The following is an 18,431-nucleotide window of genomic DNA, read 5'->3' as shown; positions in this document are numbered from 1 at the left end:
AGATCGACGGGTGCCAAGGAAACGCCGGGTGTTCTCGCTCATGCTCGACAATCGCAAGGCGAAGCTGGTGGAATCGAGAAGGCGAGCCGGGCGCTACGAGCTCAGCGTCGACGGGATTGCGCAGTCCGTCGTCTCGATGACCGATCCCACCGAACTCGAATACGCCTACACGCAGCACATCGCCAGAGCAATGGATGCCGCAGCTAGGCCCGGTACACCGCTTTTCACCGTGCATCTGGGGGCCGGAGCGCTCACACTGGCACGCTACGTCGAGGCCACGCGTGCTGGCTCCCCTCAACTCGCGGTCGAGTTCGAGCCCGCTCTCTATGCAGCAGTGATCGCCGCCCTGCCCCTGCCCCCCGGCGCTGATCTGCGGGTCATCTTCGGCGATGCGCGAGCGGTCGCAGACGCGGATCTTCCGGATGAGAAGCGATCGTCGGTGCCGTCACCCCCTTTCCCCGCGCTCGGCGCCGCAGCGTCTGGTGGCACCGCGTCCGGCAGCACCGCGGTCGACACCGATTGGGTGGATGCGCGCTTCACCGTCGTCGACCTGTGGGATGCCGCGGTCATCCGGCATCGTGTGGCCAGCCAGGAGTTCTACCGCCGCGTCGCCGCGCGCTCCGCAGCAGGTGGAGTCGTGGCAGTGAACCTGCTCGACGGGCACCCGTTCGAGTACTCACGGCGACAGGCGGCCACCCTGAGCTCCGTGTTCGACCACGTCGCCGTCGTCCTCGACGCAGAACCGGAAGACGATGAAGGACCGCTCGGCAACGTCGTCATCTTCGCGAGCGATGAGCCGCTGGACATCGTGGCGAACCCTGACCTTCTCGGCTCACCGCGACCTCACATGCTCCACGACGGTTCTCTGTCGTCGTGGATCGCCGAAGCGCGCATCATGACCGACGCCGACGGCACGGACTCCCCCGACCCCGACGACCCGATCTGGGACTAGTTCGCCTCCGCGGAAGCACTGGCCGTCACCGCCGGCGCGGTGACCGACCCCGCTGTGCGCAGGAACACGATGATCCAGCTGAAGATCAGCACGGCGGCGATCAGCTCGACCGCGGTGAGGTTGTAGTACCCGACGGCGAAGAACGCCGCGAGCAGGATGATGACCAGCACGTACACCCACCCGAAGGCGACGAACACGCGAGGGATGGTCGGCAGGAACCACGGCAGCCCGACCACGACGATCCCGAACACCACGGTCATGCCGGTCGCGACGGTGTTGTGCAGGAGGAAGAACTCGTCCACGGGGAAGAGTCCGACGCACGCGAGGAAGATCCCCATCAGGATCAGTCCGCCGCGCACCATGAACCGCCCACGACGGTCTTCGGGGCTCTCCGCGGGAAGGCCCGCAGTCGCATAGCGGGAGATCGTCGTGATCATGACGCCGGCGATGACCAGCGTCACGTTGAATGCGACGGAGGAGCTGTTGGTGCTCATCCCCAACGCGGAAAGGTTGTCGCGCCACCAGTGCACGTCGCTGGAGGCGAGCATGCTGGCGAACGCCCCGACCACGAGGAACACCGCGAGCACGAGCGACAGCACCATCGGCGTCAGCGCCACGGCGCTGAGGAACGAGACGTAGCCGGTCAGCGCGAAGGCGACGGCCACGAGAATCGCGCCGGGGAACGGGAACACCGGGGCGTCGGTGAAGCTCCGCTCGAGGAGCGCCGCGATGCCGAGCCAGCCGAGGCACGCGATCGCCGCATGGGCGAACGCGATCGCGGTGAGGTCGTACCACCGGAGCCGGTCGCCGGGGACGCTGAACCCGTCTCGTGCGGCATCCGGATCCTGCTTCTCCGGGCGGACGGCGAGACGACCGAGGGTGAAGGCGATGATCGCGGTAGCCGCACCACCCCACGCGGCGAAGACGCCGATCGAACCGCTGCCGCTGATCGCCAGATCGTGTCCCCAGAACACCGGGAGACCGATGACGAAGCCCGCGACGAAGAAGCCGGCGCCGACGATCAGCGCGGTCGCCTCGAAGACGGCTTCTGCTGTCTCCGGACCCCGCACCTGCCGCAGCACCTGCATGACCCTGCTCGCGAGTGCGTTCATCCTCGTCCTTCCCGGTCCACATCCTAGAAGCCAAGCAGCCCGGTCGCCGTGGCGGCTCAGCCCCGCGGGTCGCGTGCGGGGCTCCCCCGATGTCGCCCTTCGTCGGCGGTAGCCTGGACGGGTGACCCAGACCATCGCCGCCCGCGCCGCCCTCCTCGACATGGACGGCACCCTCGTCGACTCGACCGCCGTCGTGGAAAGGCTGTGGCTCGCATGGGCCGAACCGCATGGCATCGATCCCGAGACCGTGCTGCGCACCGTGCACGGCCGACAGGGGCATCAGAGCATGGCGATCATGCTTCCCGAGCGCGATCACGCGATCAATCTCCACGAGAACGACATCATGCTCGCGAATGAGGCGGGCGACGTCGACGGCGTGATCGAGATCCCCGGAGCACGCGCGCTGCTCGATGCTCTGCACCCGTTCCCGCACGCGATCGTCACCTCCGCAAACGTCGCCCTGATGACCGCACGAATGCGCGCGGCGGGGCTCAGCGTCCCCGAACGGAAGGTCACAGCGGAAGACGTCTCCGCGTCCAAGCCCGACCCCGAAGGCTTCCTCCGTGCGGCAGAGATCCTGGGGATCGATCCGGCGGACTGCGTCGTGTTCGAAGACTCCGGTGCCGGCATCCAGGCGGGTCTCGCCGCGGGCATGCGCGTCATCGGCGTCGGGAAGCACGCGGCAGCGCACCACCCCACCGTTCTGGTCACCGACCTGTCGCAGGTTTCGGTCGCTGCCACACCCGACGGGTTCGAGCTCACGATCGACTGACGTATGACCCATCTCGCCCGTTGACTCGCCGAGAACACGGCGCCGCTACGATGAGGCGATGCGACGTTTCCCTGCCTCGGTGTACGCCATCGGAGAGGAACCCGATCCGCGTTTCTCCCTCGCGAACGAGCGGACGTTTCTCGCCTGGACGCGCACCGGGCTCGCGCTGATCGCCGGTGGCGTCGCCCTGGAGGTGCTCGGACTCGACCTGCACGCCGGATTCCGCCTCGCCGCCTCGCTGCTGCTGATCATCACCGGCACTGCCGTCGCACCGCTCGCCTGGTGGGAATGGATGCGCGCCGAACGTGCATTGCGCCAGTCGCGTCCGCTGCCCGGCGCGTTCTCTGCGGTCGTGCTCGCCGTCGTCGTCACCGTCGTCGGTCTGCTCGTCGTGGCCGGGGTGCTCTGGCGGTGACGGGTCAGGGGCCGAGCGTTCAGGGGCCGTTCGATCCGGGTCTGCAGCCCGAGCGCACCGAGCTCGCGTGGCGCCGCACGGCTCTCGCGATCGCGATCGGCTCCCTCGTGTCGCTGCGGATCTTCCCTCTGATGCTGCCCTCGGCATTCGCGGCTTGGGGGTTCGTCCCTGGAGCAGTAGGCCTCGTCGCGGCCTGCGCGCTCTGGTCGGCCGCACGGCGACGTCAGCTGCGGATGACCGCGTGGCTGCATTCGACGTTGCCTGGTGCGATGCCCGCCGGCCCGACGACGCCGCAGGACCCACCCGGCGGCGGGATGCTGCTCGCCCTGACGGTGCTCGCGACGGCGTTCGGAATCCTGTGCATCGGGATCGTCCTCGTATCGTCTCTGCTCGCCAACGCGGGTTGACCGAGAGCTCAGGCAGCTGGCGACGCACCGGCTCAGTTCCGCGGGTAGTCCTCGAAGATCAGGGTCGTTCTGGTCGAGCGGATCGACGGGATCGCCTGGATGTCCTCCAACACGATGCGACGCAGATCGCGGGCATCGTTCGCCCGCACCAGCAGGATCACGTCGAAGTCTCCCCCGACCAGGGCCATGTGCTCGATCTCGGGAATCGCTCGAAGCCGTTCGCTCACTGACTGCCAGGTCGCCTGCTCGATGGCGAGGGTCACATAGGCGCTGGCGTGGTGCCCCAGGAGAACCGGGTCTGTGCGCACGCCGTAGCCGGTGATGACGCCGGCATCGGTGAGTCGTTTGATCCTCGCGTGCGCGCCGGCACGGGAGATATGCACGGCATCGGCGATCGCCGTCATAGACGCCCGCGCATCGCGGCGCAGCTCTTCGAGGATCGCGTGATCCGTCTCATCCAGCGCGACCATGAGCCCCCTCCATCGGTGCAGAATTTCTGACACTTCGATCAAGAATGCACCACTAGCCGCACTTTCATCCAGGATCCAACGAAAGATCTTGGATGAATGTCGCGTCCGAGGCATGCTGTCCTCATCGAGTTCGGCAAGGAGGGCGAACGCATGCTGCACACCGACCTGCTCCCGCGAGACACCGCGGTGCAACTGATCGACGAAACCGGAGCCCCGGTCACGGACGAGCAGTACGTGCTCCCGGATCCCGACACGCTGCTGGCCGCCTACCGCGGTCTGGTCGAAGGCCGGCGGATCAACGATCAGGCCGGAGCCCTCGTGCGCCAGGGCCGCCTCGCCGTCTACCCGTCATCGCACGGGCAGGAAGCATGTCAGGTCGGCGCCGCGATGGTGCTCGAAGCCGCGGACTGGCTGTTCCCGACCTACCGTGACTCGGTCGCCGTGATAGCTCGAGGAGTGGAGCCCGCTGACGCGATGGTGCTCCTCAAGGGCGACTGGCATTCGGGTTACGACGTCCGTGCGCACCGCGTCGCACCGCAGGCGACCCCACTCGCCACCCAACTGCTGCATGCGGTCGGCTTCGCCCAGGCGGCCAAGCACCGCGGCGAGGACACCGTGGTGCTCGCACTCTGCGGTGATGGCGCCACCAGCGAGGGCGACTTCCACGAAGCCATGAACTTCGCCGCGGTCTTCCACGTGCCGGTCGTCTTCTTCGTGCAGAACAACGAGTTCGCGATCTCCGTCCCTCTCTGCCGCCAGACGGCGGCGCCCTCGCTCGCCCACAAGGCCATCGGCTACGGAATGCCCGGACAGCGCGTCGACGGCAACGACGTCGCCGCCGTCCTGACAGTGCTCGGCGAGGCCGTATCCCGTGCCCGCGCCGGCGGCGGACCGAGCCTCATCGAGGCGCACACCTATCGGATGCAGGCGCACACCAACGCCGACGACGACACCCGCTACCGCGAGCGCGAGGAGGTGCAGTCCTGGATCGCGCGCGACCCGCTGCAGCGCCTGCGCACATACCTCACCTCCACCGGCGCGCTCGATGCCGACGCCGAAGAGCGCTTCGCCGCCGGAGCGGAGGAGATCGCGACAGCGATGCGCGCCGCTCTGAACACCGACGCAGACCTCGATCCCGAAGACCTGTTCCGCTTCGTGACGGCGACCCGATCCCCCCAGCTCGATGAGCAATGGCACCTGCTGCGAGACGAGATCGACAGGTCGCATCTCGCCGATGCCGGAACCACGCCGAACGGAGGCCAGCGATGACGATCGCACAGGACGACATGCGAACCGAGAGTGCCGTCGACACGAAGACGACCATGACCATGGCCGCCGCGTTGAACAGAGCGCTGGCCGATGCCATCGAGTCCGATCCTGACGTGGTGGTCTTCGGCGAGGACGTGGGCGCGCTGGGCGGCGTCTTCCGCATCACCGACGGTCTCACCGCACGCTTCGGCGAAGAGCGCTGCTTCGACACCCCGCTTGCGGAGTCCGGCATCGTCGGCACGGCCGTCGGCATGGCCATGAACGGTCTGCGCCCCGTGGTCGAGATGCAGTTCGACGCATTCGCGCTCCCCGCCTTCGAGCAGGTCGTCAGCCATGTCGCGAAGCTCGGCAACCGCACCCGCGGAGGTATGCGGATGCCGCTGGTGATCCGCATCCCGTTCGGTGGCGGCATCGGCGGCGTCGAGCACCACTGCGACTCATCCGAGGCCTACTACGCGCACACGCCCGGCCTCACGGTCGTCAGCCCGTCCACCCCGCAGGATGCTTACTCGCTGCTGCGTGCGGCGATCGCCTCCCCCGATCCGGTGATCTTCCTCGAACCGAAGAAGCTGTACTGGGCCAAGGGCGAGGTCGACACCTCGATCACCGCCGAGCTCGGAACGGCCCGCATCGCCCGCGAGGGCACGGACGTGACACTCCTCGCCTATGGCGCCTCGGTGCCGCTCGCGTTGGAGGTCGCAGAGGTGGCCGCCGCGGAGGGACGCAGCGTGCAGGTCGTCGACGTACGTTCGCTCTCGCCATTCGACGACGCGACCGTGACGGCCGCCGTGAAGTCGACCGGCCGCGCCGTCGTCATCGCCGAAGCCCCGGGATATGTGAGCGTCGCGTCCGAGATCCAGGCACGGGTGTTCGAGCGCTGCTTCGAGTACCTCGCCGCCCCTGTGCGACGGGTGACCGGCTTCGACACCCCGTACGCGCCCCCGAAACTCGAGCACTGGTATCTGCCCGACGTCGACCGCGTGCTCGACGCGATCGACACGCTGCACTGGGAGGACGACGTATGAGCACTCCCCTGAAGCCGCATGCCGGCGCACAGGTGTTCCTCCTGCCCGACCTCGGCGAGGGACTGACCGAGGCAGGACTCGTGCAGTGGCTCGTGGCCGTGGGCGACACCATCACCACCGATCAGCCGATCGCCGAAGTCGAGACCGCGAAGAGCATCGTCGAGCTACCGTCGCCGTTCGCCGGCATCGTCACCGCATTGCACGGCACCGCCGGCGACACGATCGACGTCGGCGCTCCGGTGCTGGAAGTGGCGGACTCCCTGACCTCGACGGCGCCGCCCAGCACCGCACCGGTTCAGCCTGAGCACGAGGCGTACCGCGAAGAGGAGCGCGCCGGCTCGGGGAACGTCCTCATCGGCTACGGCACCGCCGCACGCACGTCGAAGGGGCGACGCCGCCCGGCCGCAGCCTCGGTGACCGCGCCTCGGGTGTCCGCGACGCCGCCGGTGCCCGCGCCGACAGCGATCCGTTCCACCCCGAGCACCTCCGCGACTCCTCCGTCGCCGGGATCGTCCGACCGCCGCCCCGTGGCTGTCCGCTCCCCGCTCGTTCGTCGACTCGCTCGGGATCTCGGCCTCGACGTGCACGCGATCACCGCGACCGGCGCCGACGGTGCCATCACCCGCGCCGACGTTCTCCAAGCCGCCGTCGAGAACGCCGTCGACGGCGTCAGCGCCCACCACGATGCACAGGAAGCCCGATCCGGCGAGACGGTCGACGGCCTCGCCGTGCTCGCGCGCGAACGGATGTCGCCGCTGCGCAGAGCCGTCAGCGCCAAGCTCACCCGCAGCCGATCCGAGATCCCCGAAGCGACCGTCTGGGTCGACGTCGACGCCACCGCGCTGTGGGATCTGCGTTCGCAGATGGCTCCGGAGGGAGAGAAGGCACCGTCGGTGACCGCGCTCCTCGCCCGCTTCGTGCTCCTGGCCCTCGAGGACTACCCCATTCTGGCCTCGCGCCTGAGCGAGAGCGGAGACGAGATCATCTCCTTCGAGGGCGTGAACCTCGGGGTCGCGGCAGACACCGAACGCGGGCTCCTGGTTCCGGTGGTCCCCCGCGCACACGCGCTCACCGTCGCGCAGCTCGACACGGCGCTGCGCGAGCTCACCACCACGGCCCGCTCCGGGACGATGCCGCCGGAGCGCCTGCGGGGATCGACGTTCACGCTCAACAACTACGGGGGCCTCGGCGTCGACGGCTCAGCCGCGATCATCAACCACCCCGATGTGGCGATCCTCGGCATCGGCCGGATCATCGAGCGCCCATGGGTCGCGGAGGGCGCGATCGTGGCGCGCCGGATAGTCCAGCTCTCGCTCGCGTTCGACCACCGGGTGTGCGACGGCGGCTACGCCGCGGGCTTCCTGAGGCGGGTGACCGAGCTCATCGAGCATCCGCTGCGTGCGTTCGGGAGGGTCTGACCGGAAGTCCGGAGTTCTCGATTCCGAGGATGCCTATGCGCTACGCTCGGCAATTACTGACCGACCATTCGGTCATGAATGACCCGGAGCGCTTCACCGCCCTCTCCCCCTCGGTATCGCAGAACAACGGAGTTCGCAATGACGTCAGCAGTCTCTGACCGCACCCCGACCGCACGGATGCCCGCCGAAGAACGGCGCGTGCTCGCCGGCACCCTCGTCGGCACCTCGATCGAGTGGTACGACTTCTTCATCTACGCCCAGGCTGCAGGATTGGTGCTCGCACCGCTGTTCCTGGCCCCGATCGCCGAAGAGAGTCCGGGCTTCGCCCAGGTGCTGTCGTTCGCGACGATCGGCATCTCCTTCCTCTTCCGCCCACTCGGCGCGATCGTCGCCGGGCATCTCGGCGACAAGCTCGGGCGCAAGAAGATGCTCGTTCTCACGCTCATCATGATGGGGCTGTCCACGTCGCTGATCGGCCTCCTGCCGACGTATGCGGCGATCGGCGTCGCGGCGCCCATCCTCCTCATCCTGCTCCGCATCGTGCAGGGGTTCTCCGCCGGCGGAGAGTGGGGCGGAGCCGCGCTGATGGCGGTCGAGCATGCACCGAGCAACCGACGAGGACTCTTCGGGGCGTTCCCGCAGATCGGCGTCCCCGTCGGCATGATCCTCGCCACATCGACACTGTGGGTGCTCACCAGCTCGATGTCGCCTGAGGCCTTCCTCGAGTGGGGCTGGCGCATCCCGTTCCTGTTCTCGATCGTGCTCATCGCAGTCGGCTACGTGATCCGCCGTGCCGTCGACGAGAGCCCGGTCTTCGAGGATCTGCGCCGCCGTCGCAAAGAGGCCTCCGCGCCACTGACCCGCCTGTTCCGCCAGAACACCAAGCAGGTCGTCCTGACCGCCATCATCTTCATCGCGAACAACGCGGCGGGATACCTGCTCATCGCGTTCTTCGCGACCTACGCCGTCACGACGCTGGGCATGGAGCGTCCGCCGGTGCTGCTGGCGACGACACTCGCCTCGTTCGGCTGGCTCATCTTCACCCTCTGGGGCGGACATCTCTCCGATCGACTCGGCCGCATCCGCACGTTCCAGATCGGCTACGTCGCGCTCGCGCTCTGGGCGGTGCCGATGTGGTTCCTGATCGACACCGCGAACATCCTCTGGTACTTCGTGGCACTGTTCGTGATGACGTTCGCGCTCGGGCTCTCCTACGGCCCCCAGGCTGCCCTCTACGCGGAGATGTTCCCCGCGAACGTGCGTTATTCGGGTGTCTCGATCGGATACGCCCTCGGCGCGATCCTCGGCGGAGCGTTCGCGCCGATGATCGCCGAGGCCCTGATGAATCAGTTCCACGCGGCCTGGACGATCGGCGTCTACATCGCCGTGGCCGCCGTGATCTCACTCATCGGGGTCTCCCTCGTCAAGGAGACGAAGGGCGTCGACCTGCTCACGTGAGGAATAGATCAGCGCCCCGGGATCGCAGCCACACCCACGTCTGTGACATAATTACCGGACGATCGGTCAGTAATTCGGGATCGATCGTCCGGACAACGGGAAACCGTCGAGACGATGCAGTCAGGAGTTCCGCATGACCGAGGCTTACCTCGTCGGAGGCGTACGCACCCCGGTCGGACGCTATGGCGGCGCCCTCGCCTCCGTGCGCCCGGATGACCTCGCATCGATCGTCGTTCGCGAAGCCGTGCGGCGTGCGGGAATCGATCCGCTGCAGGCGGAGATCGACGAGGTCATCCTGGGCGCGGCCAACCAGGCCGGCGAGGACAATCGCAACGTCGCCAGGATGGCCGTACTGCTCGCGGGCCTGCCCGACAGCGTCCCGGGCATCACGGTCAATCGGCTGTGCGCATCGGGGATGTCTGCCGTCACGATGGCGGCGCAGGCGATCCGCGCCGGTGACGCCGACATCATCATCGCCGGAGGGGTGGAGTCGATGACGCGCGCCCCCTGGGTGCAGGCCAAACCTGAGAAGGCCTGGGCGAAGCCCGGCGCCGCGTTCGACACCTCGATCGGCTGGCGATTCCCGAACCCGCGCCTTTCGGCGCGCGAGAAGGCGACGTTCACGATGCCGGAGACGGCGGAGGAGGTCGCCCGCATCGACGGCATCAGCCGTGACGAGGCGGATGCGTTCGCCGTGAGATCACAGCAGCGCGCCGCGTCGGCGATCGCCGGTGGGCGCTTCGATGCGGAGATCGTCGGCGTCCCCGTCAATACAACCGTCAACCCAGGCGGCGAGGTCCTCATCGATGAGGGCCCGCGGCCGGAGACGACTCTCGAAGGCCTCGCACGACTGCGGCCCGTCGTGGCCGGCGGTCAGGTCGTCACGGCAGGCAACTCCAGTGCACTCAACGACGGCGCCTCCGCGATCATCGTGGCGAGCGCGGAAGCGGTCGAGCGCTACGGGCTGGTGCCGCGGGCACGCATCGTGGCTGGTACCAGTGCGGGCCTGGCTCCCGAGGTCATGGGCCTCGGCCCGGTTCCAGCGACGCAGAAAGCGCTGCGTCGGGCCGGGCTCTCCATCGATGACATCGGCTCGATCGAGCTCAACGAGGCGTTCGCCACGCAGTCCATCGCCTGCATCAGAAGACTCGACCTCGACGAGTCGCGCGTGAACGCCGACGGCGGAGCCATCGCCCTCGGCCACCCGCTCGGCTCCTCCGGTTCCCGTCTGCTGGTCACTCTCCTCGGACGCATGGAGCGCGAGGGTTCTCGATACGGCCTCGCCACCATGTGCGTCGGCGTCGGACAGGGCGCGGCCCTGATCGTGGAGAAGGTGTGATGTCCGAAAGACTCCTCGGCGACGAGCCCCTCCTCATCGAAAGACACGACGACCGCGTGGTCGCGACGCTCAATCGTCCGCACAAGCGCAACGCGATCGACCAGGCCACGATCGATGCGCTGCACGTGCTGTGCGCCGAGCTCGAGGCCATACCGCGCCCACTGATCCTCACCGGCGCCGACGGCGTCTTCGCGGCGGGCGCCGACATCGCCGAGCTGCGCGAGCGACGTGCCGCCGACGCGCTGCGTGGGATCAACGCCCATGCGTTCATCCGACTGGCCGAGTTGCCGATGCCGGTCATCGCCGCGATCGACGGCTATGCCCTCGGCGGAGGAGCCGAACTCGCCTACTCCGCGGACATCCGCATCGCCACGCCGACGCTCGCCATCGGCAACCCCGAGACCGGGCTGGGCATCCTCGCCGCGGCCGGGGCCGGATGGCGCCTGAAGGAGATCATCGGCGACGCCAGGGCGATCGAGCTGCTGCTCACCGGTCGCACCGTGAAGGCCGATGAAGCGCTGCGCATCGGGCTCGTATCGGCGATCCACGACGTCGCCGAGCTGCTGCCGGCCGCGCACGCCATCGTCGATCGCATCGCCCGAAACGACCGAGCAGCCACCATCGCCACCAAGCGCGTGTTCCGCGCACCTCGCGATCGCCACCCCGCCGTCGATCTGGAAGCTCAGGCCGAGCTGTTCGAGAGCCCGGAGAAGTTCCGGCGGATGACCGACTTCCTGGAGCGGAGAGACCGATGACCGAGAGCAGTTTCCACGCCCCCGGACAGGTCGGGGTGCTCGGCGGTGGACGCATGGGCGCCGGCATCGCACACGCCTTCCTGCTCGCAGGAGCCCGGGTCGCCGTCGTCGAACGCGACACCGACGCGGCAGATGCGGCGGCCGCCCGCGTGCTCGAATCGGTCGATGCCTCGATCGCCCGAGGCACGGCGCTCGAATCCGTCGAGGAGTATCGGGAACGCCTCACCACGGGCACGGATGCCGCACTGTTCGCCCCGTGCGCGCTCGTGGTCGAGGCCGTGCCGGAGGACCTCGCCCTCAAGGTAGATGCGCTCCGACGCGTGGAAGAGCACATCGCCCCTGAGGCAGCGATCGCCTCGAACACCTCCTCCATCTCGATCGATGAGCTGGCCGCGGTGCTCGACGATCCGTCGCGCTTCGTCGGCATGCACTTCTTCAACCCCGTGCCCGCCTCCACGCTCGTCGAGATCGTGCGGGGTGCGAGCACTGCTCCCTCGCTCGTCGACTCCGCGCGCGGATGGGTCTCGGCGCTGGGCAAGACACCGATCGTCGTGGCAGACGCCCCCGGATTCGCGTCGTCGCGCCTCGGTGTCGCGATCGGGCTCGAGGCGATCCGCATGCTCGAGGAGGGCGTCGCCTCCGCCGAAGACATCGACGCCGCGATGACGCTCGGATACAAGCACCCGGTCGGCCCGCTCCGGCTCACCGACATCGTCGGGCTCGACGTGCGGCTCGGCATCGCCGAGTACCTTGCTGCCCATCTGGGCGCACGCTTCGAACCTCCGGCCCTGCTGCGCCGCCTCGTCGCCGAGGGCGACCTCGGCCGCAAGAGCGGACGCGGTTTCTACGAATGGGACGCCTCATGAAGGGAACCCTCATGAAAGGAACACTCGTGAAAGGAACGCAGATGACCGAGATCCTCCCCAGCTACGTCGAGGGAGCGTGGTGGACGCCGTCGTCCGACGCGCCGGCCACCGACGTCCGCGATGCATCGACGGGCGAGGTCGTGGCCCGCGTCTCGACCGACGGGCTCGACCTGGGCGCCGCGCTGGATCACGCCCGCACCGTCGGTCAGGCATCGCTGGGAGAGCTCACCTTCCATCAGCGCGCTGTCCGGCTCAAGCAGCTCGCCCTCGCCCTCACCGCGCGCAAGGCCGAGCTGTACGAGCTCTCCAGCCGCACCGGCGCCACCGCACAGGACTCCTGGGTGGACATCGACGGCGGGATCGGCGTGCTGTTCGCATACTCCAGCAAGGGCCGGCGCGAGCTGCCCAACGCGAAGGTGTACGTCGACGGAGGCGTCGAGAACCTCTCCAAGGACGGCTCCTTCCTCGGCCGCCACATCTACACCCGGCTCCGCGGCGTCGCGGTGCAGATCAACGCCTTCAACTTCCCGGTGTGGGGGTCGCTCGAGAAGTTCGCCCCCGCGTTCCTCGCCGGCGTGCCGACCGTGGTCAAGCCCGCCACCCCGACCGGATATCTCGCCGAGGCCATGGTGCGCGTGATGGTCGAATCAGGCCTCCTCCCCGACGGCTCGCTGCAGCTCGTCTCCGGCAGTGTGCCCGGGCTCTTCGACGAGCTGCGGCTCGGAGACCTCGTCGCCTTCACCGGTTCGGCGTCCACCGCCGAGCACCTGCGCTCTCATGACTCGGTGCAGACGGGAGGCGTGCGCTTCACGAGCGAGACCGACTCCATCAACGCCTCGGTTCTCGGGACGGATGCCGTGGCCGGCACACCCGAGTTCGACGCGTACGTCAAGCAGCTCGTCGCCGAGATGACGACCAAGGCCGGTCAGAAGTGCACGGCCATCCGTCGGGCGATCGTGCCGACGGATGCCATCGACGACGTCATCACCGCGGTCCGCGAGCGACTGTCGACGCGCGTGGTCCTCGGCGACCCACGCGCCGAAGGCGTCACGATGGGCCCGCTCGCCTCGATCGCGCAGCGCGGAGAGGTGCTGCGCCAGGTCGACCGCCTGCAGGCCGGCGGCGGAGAGCTCGTGATCGGCACGACGGATGCCCCGACCGTGCGTCACAGCGACGGCAGCGAAGGGCCCGCCCCCGATGGCGCGTTCGTGGCGCCGATGCTGCTGCGCTTCGACGACGCGGAGAGCGCGGCCGTGAACGAGATCGAGGCATTCGGCCCGGTGTCGAGCATCGTCGGCTATCGCACGCTCGACGAGGCGAGTGCGCTCGTCGCCCGGGGCGGAGGGTCGCTCGTGACGAGCGTGGCCACGCACGACCCCGAGGTCGCCGTCGCCCTCGCCACCGGCATGGCCGCGTACAACGGCCGCGTGCTCTTCCTCGACCGCGACGACGCCCGCAGCTCGACCGGGCACGGCTCCCCGCTTCCGAACCTCGTGCACGGTGGTCCCGGCCGTGCGGGCGGAGGCGAGGAGCTCGGCGGCATCCGCGCGGTGCTGCACCACATGCAGCGCACAGCCGTGCAGGGTTCCCCGGAGATGATGACCGCCCTCACCGGTGTCTGGCATCAGGGTGCGGCCTCGCGTCCGTACGAGCAGAACGGCGGCGTGCATCCCTTCCGCAAGTCGCTGGCCGAGCTCCACGTGGGCGATCAGGTGGCCAGCGGCTCCCGCACCGTCACGCTCGACGACATCGAGACGTTCGCGGCGTTCACCGGCGACACCTTCTACGCGCACATGGATGAGACGGCAGCCTCCGCGAACCCGTTCTTCCCCGGACGCGTCGCGCACGGATACCTGCTGGTGTCGTGGGCTGCGGGGCTCTTCGTCGACCCGGCGCCCGGGCCCGTGCTCGCGAACTCGGGGCTGGAGAACCTGCGGTTCGTGACTCCGGTCTCCCCGGGCGACGACATCCGCGTCGAGCTCACCGCGAAGCAGATCACTCCGCGAGAGACCGACGAATACGGAGAGGTGCGATGGGATGCCGTGCTGAAGAACCAGCATGACGACATCGTGGCCACATACGACGTGCTCACGCTGGTCGCGAAGGAACAGGCGGCGGCATAGCGGCGGGCGCTGGAGCCCCGGTCAGACGGCCGCGGCTCCGGCCTCGTCGTTCGTGCGCAGCCCGTCGAGAGCGATCGCGACCACATCGTCGGCGAGACGGCCAGCGCCCTCACGCCCGCCTGGCCGGTACCACTCGACGATCGAGTTGATCATCCCGAACACGAGACGGGCGACCACGCTCGCGTCGATGTCGGCTCGCAGCGCACCCTCGCTCTGCGCCTCCGACACCAGCGCGGTGATCCGACGGTCGAACGCCCGACGGCGGATCAGTGCCTTGCGCTCCACGTCGGTGTTACCTCGCACACGCAGAAGCAGCGTCACGGCCGGCAACTGTTCCACGAGCACCCGGACGGCGCCGCGCAGCACGAGCTCGAGCCGGTCGACCGCGCTCGATGCCTCCGCCCTGTCGCCCGACTCGGGAAGCGGATCCTCCACCACGGCCTCCAGACCGCTCAGTGCCGCGTCGAGCGCGAGGTCGAGGATCTCGTCTTTCGAACCGAAGTGATGGTAGATGGCCGACTTCGACAGCCCGAGCCGCTCGGCGAGCATGCCGATGGATGTGGCGTCGTACCCGTACTCGTTGAAGGCGGCGACGGCGACCCCGAGGATCCCCTGCTGGTCGTAACCGGGGCGGCCTCGTCGTGTGCTCTGCATCTCGGACATCACCCCACAGTCTCGCATCCGATGACGCGCGCGGCCCGGAGCGCAGACCGCGAGGCGAATGCGGTGTGGCCCCGGGGGTCGCTCATCGTCATCGCAGGTCGTACACGCGCTTGTACTTCCCCTCGCTCCGGGGCAGCGTCCCCGGCTCCTCCAGCTGCACGGCGACCGTCGATCCCACGAAGATCTTGATGCGCTGCGCGAGCACCTCCGCGGCACTCAGGCAGGTCTCGACAGACAGGTCGGGGTGGCGTTCGATCCGCACTTTCAGCGTGTCCATCCGTGCGTCCTTCGACAGTTCGAGGATGAAGTGCGGAGTCAGTTGCTCGATCCCCAGGACCAGCTCCTCGATCTGCGTGGGGAACAGGTTCACCCCGCGCAGGATGATCATGTCGTCGTTGCGGCCGGTGATCTTCTCCATCCGCCGCATGCCCGGGCGCGCGGTCCCCGGAAGCAGCCGGGTGAGGTCGCGGGTGCGATAGCGGATCACGGGGAACGCCTCTTTGGTGAGGGAGGTGAAGACGAGTTCGCCGAGTTCGCCGTCGGGAAGCACCGCCCCGCTCTCGCCGTCGATGACCTCCGGCAGGAAGTGGTCCTCCCACAGATGTGGTCCATCCTTCGTCTCGAGGCATTCGTTGCCCACGCCAGGTCCCATGACCTCGCTGAGTCCGTAGATGTCGAGGGCGTCGATTCCGAGGCGCTGTTCGAGCTCGTGCCGCATCTCGTTCGACCACGGCTCGGCACCCAGCACCGCGACCTTCAATGAGGTGGAGCGCGGGTCGACCCCCTGCGCCGCCATCGCGTCGGCGATCGTGAGCAGATAGCTCGGTGTGCAGAGGATCGCATCAGGCTCGAAGTCGAGGATGAGCTGTACCTGGCGTGCGGTCTGGCCGCCGGACATCGGGATGACGGTCGCTCCGAGCGCTTCGATACCCGCGTGCGCGCCGAGCCCGCCCGTGAACAGCCCGTAGCCGTAGGCGTTGTGCACCTTCATGCCGGGGCGGATCCCGCTCGCGCGCAGCGATCGCGCCACCAGCGACCCCCAACGTTCGAGGTCGCCCCTGGTATAGCCGACGACCGTCGGGCGGCCGGTGGTGCCGCTCGACGCGTGGATACGGGCGACGTCGGACATGGGCACCGCGAACATCCCGAACGGGTAGGTCTCGCGCAGGTCCTCCTTGGTCGTGAACGGCAGCAGCTGCACATCCTCGAGGGTGCGGATGTCTTCCGGACGCACACCGGCGTCATCGAGTTTGCGCGTGTAGAGGGGAACGTTCGCGTACGCATGGCGCACGGTCTGCTGAAGCCGTTCGAGCTGGAGAGCGGCGATCTCATCGCGGCTCATGCGTTCTTCGGCATCGAGCTCGGATGCTGCGGGAGGGCGGACACGGGAGGCTGTTGCGGTCGTCGTCGACACGGGATACTCCGGGAGTGGGGATCAGAAGGTCTGGTTGGTGGTGCGGGAGCGCCCGCGGAACTCGGCGACGGGGTCGCCGAGCTCATCGATGACCGTCACGTCGTAGATGCCGGAGCGGCCGGTGCGCGAGCGTCGGATGGCCGTCGCCGTGAGCGTTTGGCCGGAGACGGTCGACTTGAGGAAGGAGATGTCCGCTCCGGCAGCCACCGTGACCCGGTCGTCCTCGTTGCACGCGATCGCGAAAGCAGTGTCGGCCAGGGCGAACACGAATCCGCCGTGGGTGATGTGGAAGCCGTTCGTCATGTCGTCGCGCACTCGCATAGACACGACCGCATGGCCTGGATCGTCGCGTTCGACGACGAGGCCCAGTGCGGCCGATGCGCGGTCGCGCTCCATCATGGCGCGATTCGGGCGCACCGACTCCGTCGTCTGCGTCGTCGCTTCTGTCATCGTCGACCTCCTCGTCGAGCGGGTCGGATGCCGCAGTCGCGTCATCCGATCCGCCCATACTAACCGACCGATCGTTCAGTTAGTCGGAAGAGTCGATGGGTCGAGGCCCCGAGGTATGCCGCCCGACGAAGAGGACTCAGCCGAAATCGGGAATCTGGCGCAGCGTGGCGTCTTCCGTCAGGATTCCGGTGATCACGGCCGCAGGGTCCATCGCGTCACGGTCGACACGGAATCGGATCACCGCGCCCTCCCGGGTCGTCCAGTCGTAGAAGTACTCGCCGGACGACACGATCCTGACCGACGTCCCCCCAGGAAAAGCGCTCATGGCCTCGGCAACCGTGTCGCCGATCCGTACATCACCCGCAGCTGGCAGCGCAGCAGGGTCTTCGCGGGGCTCATCCGAAACGTTGGCGAAGCCGACCGAGACGGCGGCGACGACGGTGCCCCCGTCGCCCGTCCAGAGCAGCAGAGAGGCAGCCCCGTCCGGACTGACGAGTCGCGTCTGCCCGCCGTCCCACTCCGGCCTGATCACCTTCGCTCCCGGCACCACCGCGATGGCGTCTTCGAGCTCGGAGCCGAGAAGGATCGGACCGACACCGCGGTCGGTCACCTCCCACGTACTCCACGCCGCAGCCGGGTCTGCCGCAGGTGGGGTCTCGGGCTGCTCCGGCGGATTCGCCGTCAGCTCCTCGACCAGCTTCTTCCTGGCGTCGGACGCTTGGTCGCGGAGGAACTCCGCGGCCTGCTCACTGTCGAAAGCGGCATCTCCCGAGAACGGCTGCCAGAAGTCCACGACGACGTTTCCGACCGCGGCGTAGCCCCGGTAGAGGCTGTTCCCGCCGCCGAAGCCGTTGTCGATGACCAGTGAGCCGGCGACAGCCCTCACTCCGTCATCGGATTCCCGCACCGTCGACTCGAACGTCGAAGGACCGCCGTAGGTGAACTCGGCGCACTGCTGCGCGGCACCGACGTACTGATCCATCAGGGCCTGCGCCGTAGCCTCATCGGCGAACTGGAGGACGTGCAGCCACCCGTCCCGTCCGTCAGGGAGGGAGCTTGCCCAGGTGACCGAGCGGGCACCGATCGATCTCAGGGACGGCTCATAGGCGAATGCGCCGCAGATCGCCGGCACGGGATCGGGCCCGCCTCCGTCTGAGACCTGAATGAGCGACGGGGTCGGCGCGGCGACCTCCCCGACGTCGGGGAGCAGACCCGAGATCTCTTCGGCATCCGGCAGGAACCAGTCGAGCTCGTCTCCGACGAATACCGCCGGGCCGTCGTAGGGAGCCGGCGCCGAACTCTCCGGCGACGGGGTCGGCTTCGGTGTGGTCTGGGGTGCAGGAGTGCACCCGGACAGGGCGACGAGGACACCGGCGGCGAACAGCCCGAGCGCGCCTCGCGAAAATGACCGCTGTGTGGACATGTGCCCTCCGATTCATCGTGGCGCCGTACTCGAAGCCCCCTTGCGACGAGCATAGGTGCGAAGCACGCGGGGCTCTTCGGGAGCCCACATGTCGATATCA

At 68.3% G+C, this 18,431-nt stretch carries 18 protein-coding genes; 12 read left to right on the top strand and 6 right to left on the bottom strand.

Going from position 1 to position 18,431, the window contains the following annotated elements; all coding sequences use genetic code 11:
* The first annotated feature begins 10 nt into the window (after window positions 1-10).
* Window positions 11-952 carry a spermidine synthase gene (locus CQ040_RS12905; protein WP_146113883.1) on the top strand — a complete coding sequence of 314 codons (942 nt, stop codon included), beginning with the start codon at window positions 11-13 and terminating at the stop codon, window positions 950-952.
* Here CQ040_RS12905 and CQ040_RS12900 read toward each other — a convergent pair.
* The gene (locus CQ040_RS12900; RefSeq protein WP_105526768.1) at window positions 949-2,064 is read right to left on the bottom strand and encodes a DUF998 domain-containing protein; all 1,116 of its coding nucleotides are present in this window, start codon (window positions 2,062-2,064) and stop codon (window positions 949-951) included. The two genes, CQ040_RS12905 and CQ040_RS12900, sit on opposite strands and share 4 nt — an antisense overlap.
* A gap of 121 nt (window positions 2,065-2,185) precedes the next feature.
* Between CQ040_RS12900 and CQ040_RS12895 the strand changes: the two genes are divergently transcribed.
* The 3 genes from CQ040_RS12895 to CQ040_RS12885 are packed head-to-tail and all read left to right on the top strand — an operon-like array spanning window position 2,186 to window position 3,658.
* On the top strand, window positions 2,186-2,836 hold the full coding sequence (locus CQ040_RS12895) for an HAD-IA family hydrolase (RefSeq protein WP_105526767.1): 651 nt from the start codon (window positions 2,186-2,188) through the stop codon (window positions 2,834-2,836).
* Window positions 2,837-2,894: 58 nt separating this feature from the next.
* On the top strand, window positions 2,895-3,251 hold the full coding sequence (locus CQ040_RS12890) for a YidH family protein (protein ID WP_028503454.1): 357 nt from the start codon (window positions 2,895-2,897) through the stop codon (window positions 3,249-3,251).
* Window positions 3,248-3,658, top strand: coding sequence for a DUF202 domain-containing protein (locus CQ040_RS12885; RefSeq protein WP_105526766.1), 411 nt, complete (start codon window positions 3,248-3,250; stop codon window positions 3,656-3,658). The genes CQ040_RS12890 and CQ040_RS12885 overlap by 4 nt, the downstream gene beginning before the upstream one ends.
* A 32-nt stretch (window positions 3,659-3,690) precedes the next feature.
* Here the strand turns inward: CQ040_RS12885 and CQ040_RS12880 are convergent, their stop codons facing one another.
* Window positions 3,691-4,128, bottom strand: a complete 438-nt coding sequence (locus CQ040_RS12880) for an Lrp/AsnC family transcriptional regulator (protein WP_181156918.1) — start codon at window positions 4,126-4,128, stop codon at window positions 3,691-3,693.
* 150 nt (window positions 4,129-4,278) lie between these two features.
* Between CQ040_RS12880 and pdhA the strand changes: the two genes are divergently transcribed.
* From pdhA to paaZ, 8 genes are all read left to right on the top strand, one after another.
* Window positions 4,279-5,397, top strand: coding sequence for a pyruvate dehydrogenase (acetyl-transferring) E1 component subunit alpha (gene pdhA, locus CQ040_RS12875; RefSeq protein WP_105526843.1), 1,119 nt, complete (start codon window positions 4,279-4,281; stop codon window positions 5,395-5,397).
* The gene (locus CQ040_RS12870) at window positions 5,394-6,422 is read left to right on the top strand and encodes an alpha-ketoacid dehydrogenase subunit beta (RefSeq protein WP_181156917.1); all 1,029 of its coding nucleotides are present in this window, start codon (window positions 5,394-5,396) and stop codon (window positions 6,420-6,422) included. Before pdhA ends, CQ040_RS12870 begins: the two co-directional genes overlap by 4 nt.
* Window positions 6,419-7,840, top strand: coding sequence for a dihydrolipoamide acetyltransferase family protein (locus CQ040_RS12865; protein WP_105526765.1), 1,422 nt, complete (start codon window positions 6,419-6,421; stop codon window positions 7,838-7,840). Before CQ040_RS12870 ends, CQ040_RS12865 begins: the two co-directional genes overlap by 4 nt.
* Before the next feature lie 138 nt (window positions 7,841-7,978).
* A complete protein-coding gene (locus CQ040_RS12860; protein ID WP_105526764.1) occupies window positions 7,979-9,298 on the top strand; it encodes an MFS transporter in 1,320 nt (439 codons plus the stop codon).
* 133 nt (window positions 9,299-9,431) lie between these two features.
* On the top strand, window positions 9,432-10,637 hold the full coding sequence (locus CQ040_RS12855) for an acetyl-CoA C-acyltransferase (RefSeq protein WP_105526763.1): 1,206 nt from the start codon (window positions 9,432-9,434) through the stop codon (window positions 10,635-10,637).
* Window positions 10,637-11,392, top strand: coding sequence for an enoyl-CoA hydratase/isomerase family protein (locus tag CQ040_RS12850; protein WP_105526762.1), 756 nt, complete (start codon window positions 10,637-10,639; stop codon window positions 11,390-11,392). The genes CQ040_RS12855 and CQ040_RS12850 overlap by 1 nt, the downstream gene beginning before the upstream one ends.
* Window positions 11,389-12,258: a 3-hydroxyacyl-CoA dehydrogenase family protein gene (locus CQ040_RS12845; RefSeq protein ID WP_105526761.1), complete on the top strand. Its 870-nt coding sequence runs from the start codon at window positions 11,389-11,391 to the stop codon at window positions 12,256-12,258. The genes CQ040_RS12850 and CQ040_RS12845 overlap by 4 nt, the downstream gene beginning before the upstream one ends.
* A gap of 41 nt (window positions 12,259-12,299) precedes the next feature.
* Window positions 12,300-14,381, top strand: a complete 2,082-nt coding sequence (gene paaZ / locus CQ040_RS12840) for a phenylacetic acid degradation bifunctional protein PaaZ (RefSeq protein ID WP_105526841.1) — start codon at window positions 12,300-12,302, stop codon at window positions 14,379-14,381.
* Window positions 14,382-14,402: 21 nt separating this feature from the next.
* Here the strand turns inward: paaZ and CQ040_RS12835 are convergent, their stop codons facing one another.
* The 4 genes from CQ040_RS12835 to CQ040_RS12820 form a co-directional block, all read right to left on the bottom strand.
* Window positions 14,403-15,044 (bottom strand): TetR/AcrR family transcriptional regulator, encoded by a 642-nt coding sequence (locus CQ040_RS12835; RefSeq protein ID WP_105526760.1) that lies wholly within the window; start codon window positions 15,042-15,044, stop codon window positions 14,403-14,405.
* Between the two features lie 88 nt (window positions 15,045-15,132).
* A complete protein-coding gene (gene paaK / locus CQ040_RS12830; RefSeq protein WP_105526759.1) occupies window positions 15,133-16,458 on the bottom strand; it encodes a phenylacetate--CoA ligase PaaK in 1,326 nt (441 codons plus the stop codon).
* A gap of 21 nt (window positions 16,459-16,479) precedes the next feature.
* Entirely contained in the window at window positions 16,480-16,908 is a 429-nt protein-coding gene (gene paaI, locus CQ040_RS12825; RefSeq protein ID WP_105526758.1) for a hydroxyphenylacetyl-CoA thioesterase PaaI, read from the bottom strand.
* Window positions 16,909-17,044: 136 nt separating this feature from the next.
* Entirely contained in the window at window positions 17,045-18,331 is a 1,287-nt protein-coding gene (locus CQ040_RS12820; protein ID WP_105526757.1) for a sensor domain-containing protein, read from the bottom strand.
* Window positions 18,332-18,431: the final 100 nt, after the last annotated feature.

Origin of the sequence: Microbacterium sp. MYb54, from assembly GCF_002979515.1 — a bacterium.
GTDB lineage: Bacteria > Actinomycetota > Actinomycetes > Actinomycetales > Microbacteriaceae > Microbacterium.
Note: the sequence above shows the minus strand (reverse complement) of the source record. Positions and strands in the feature narration are given on the sequence as shown.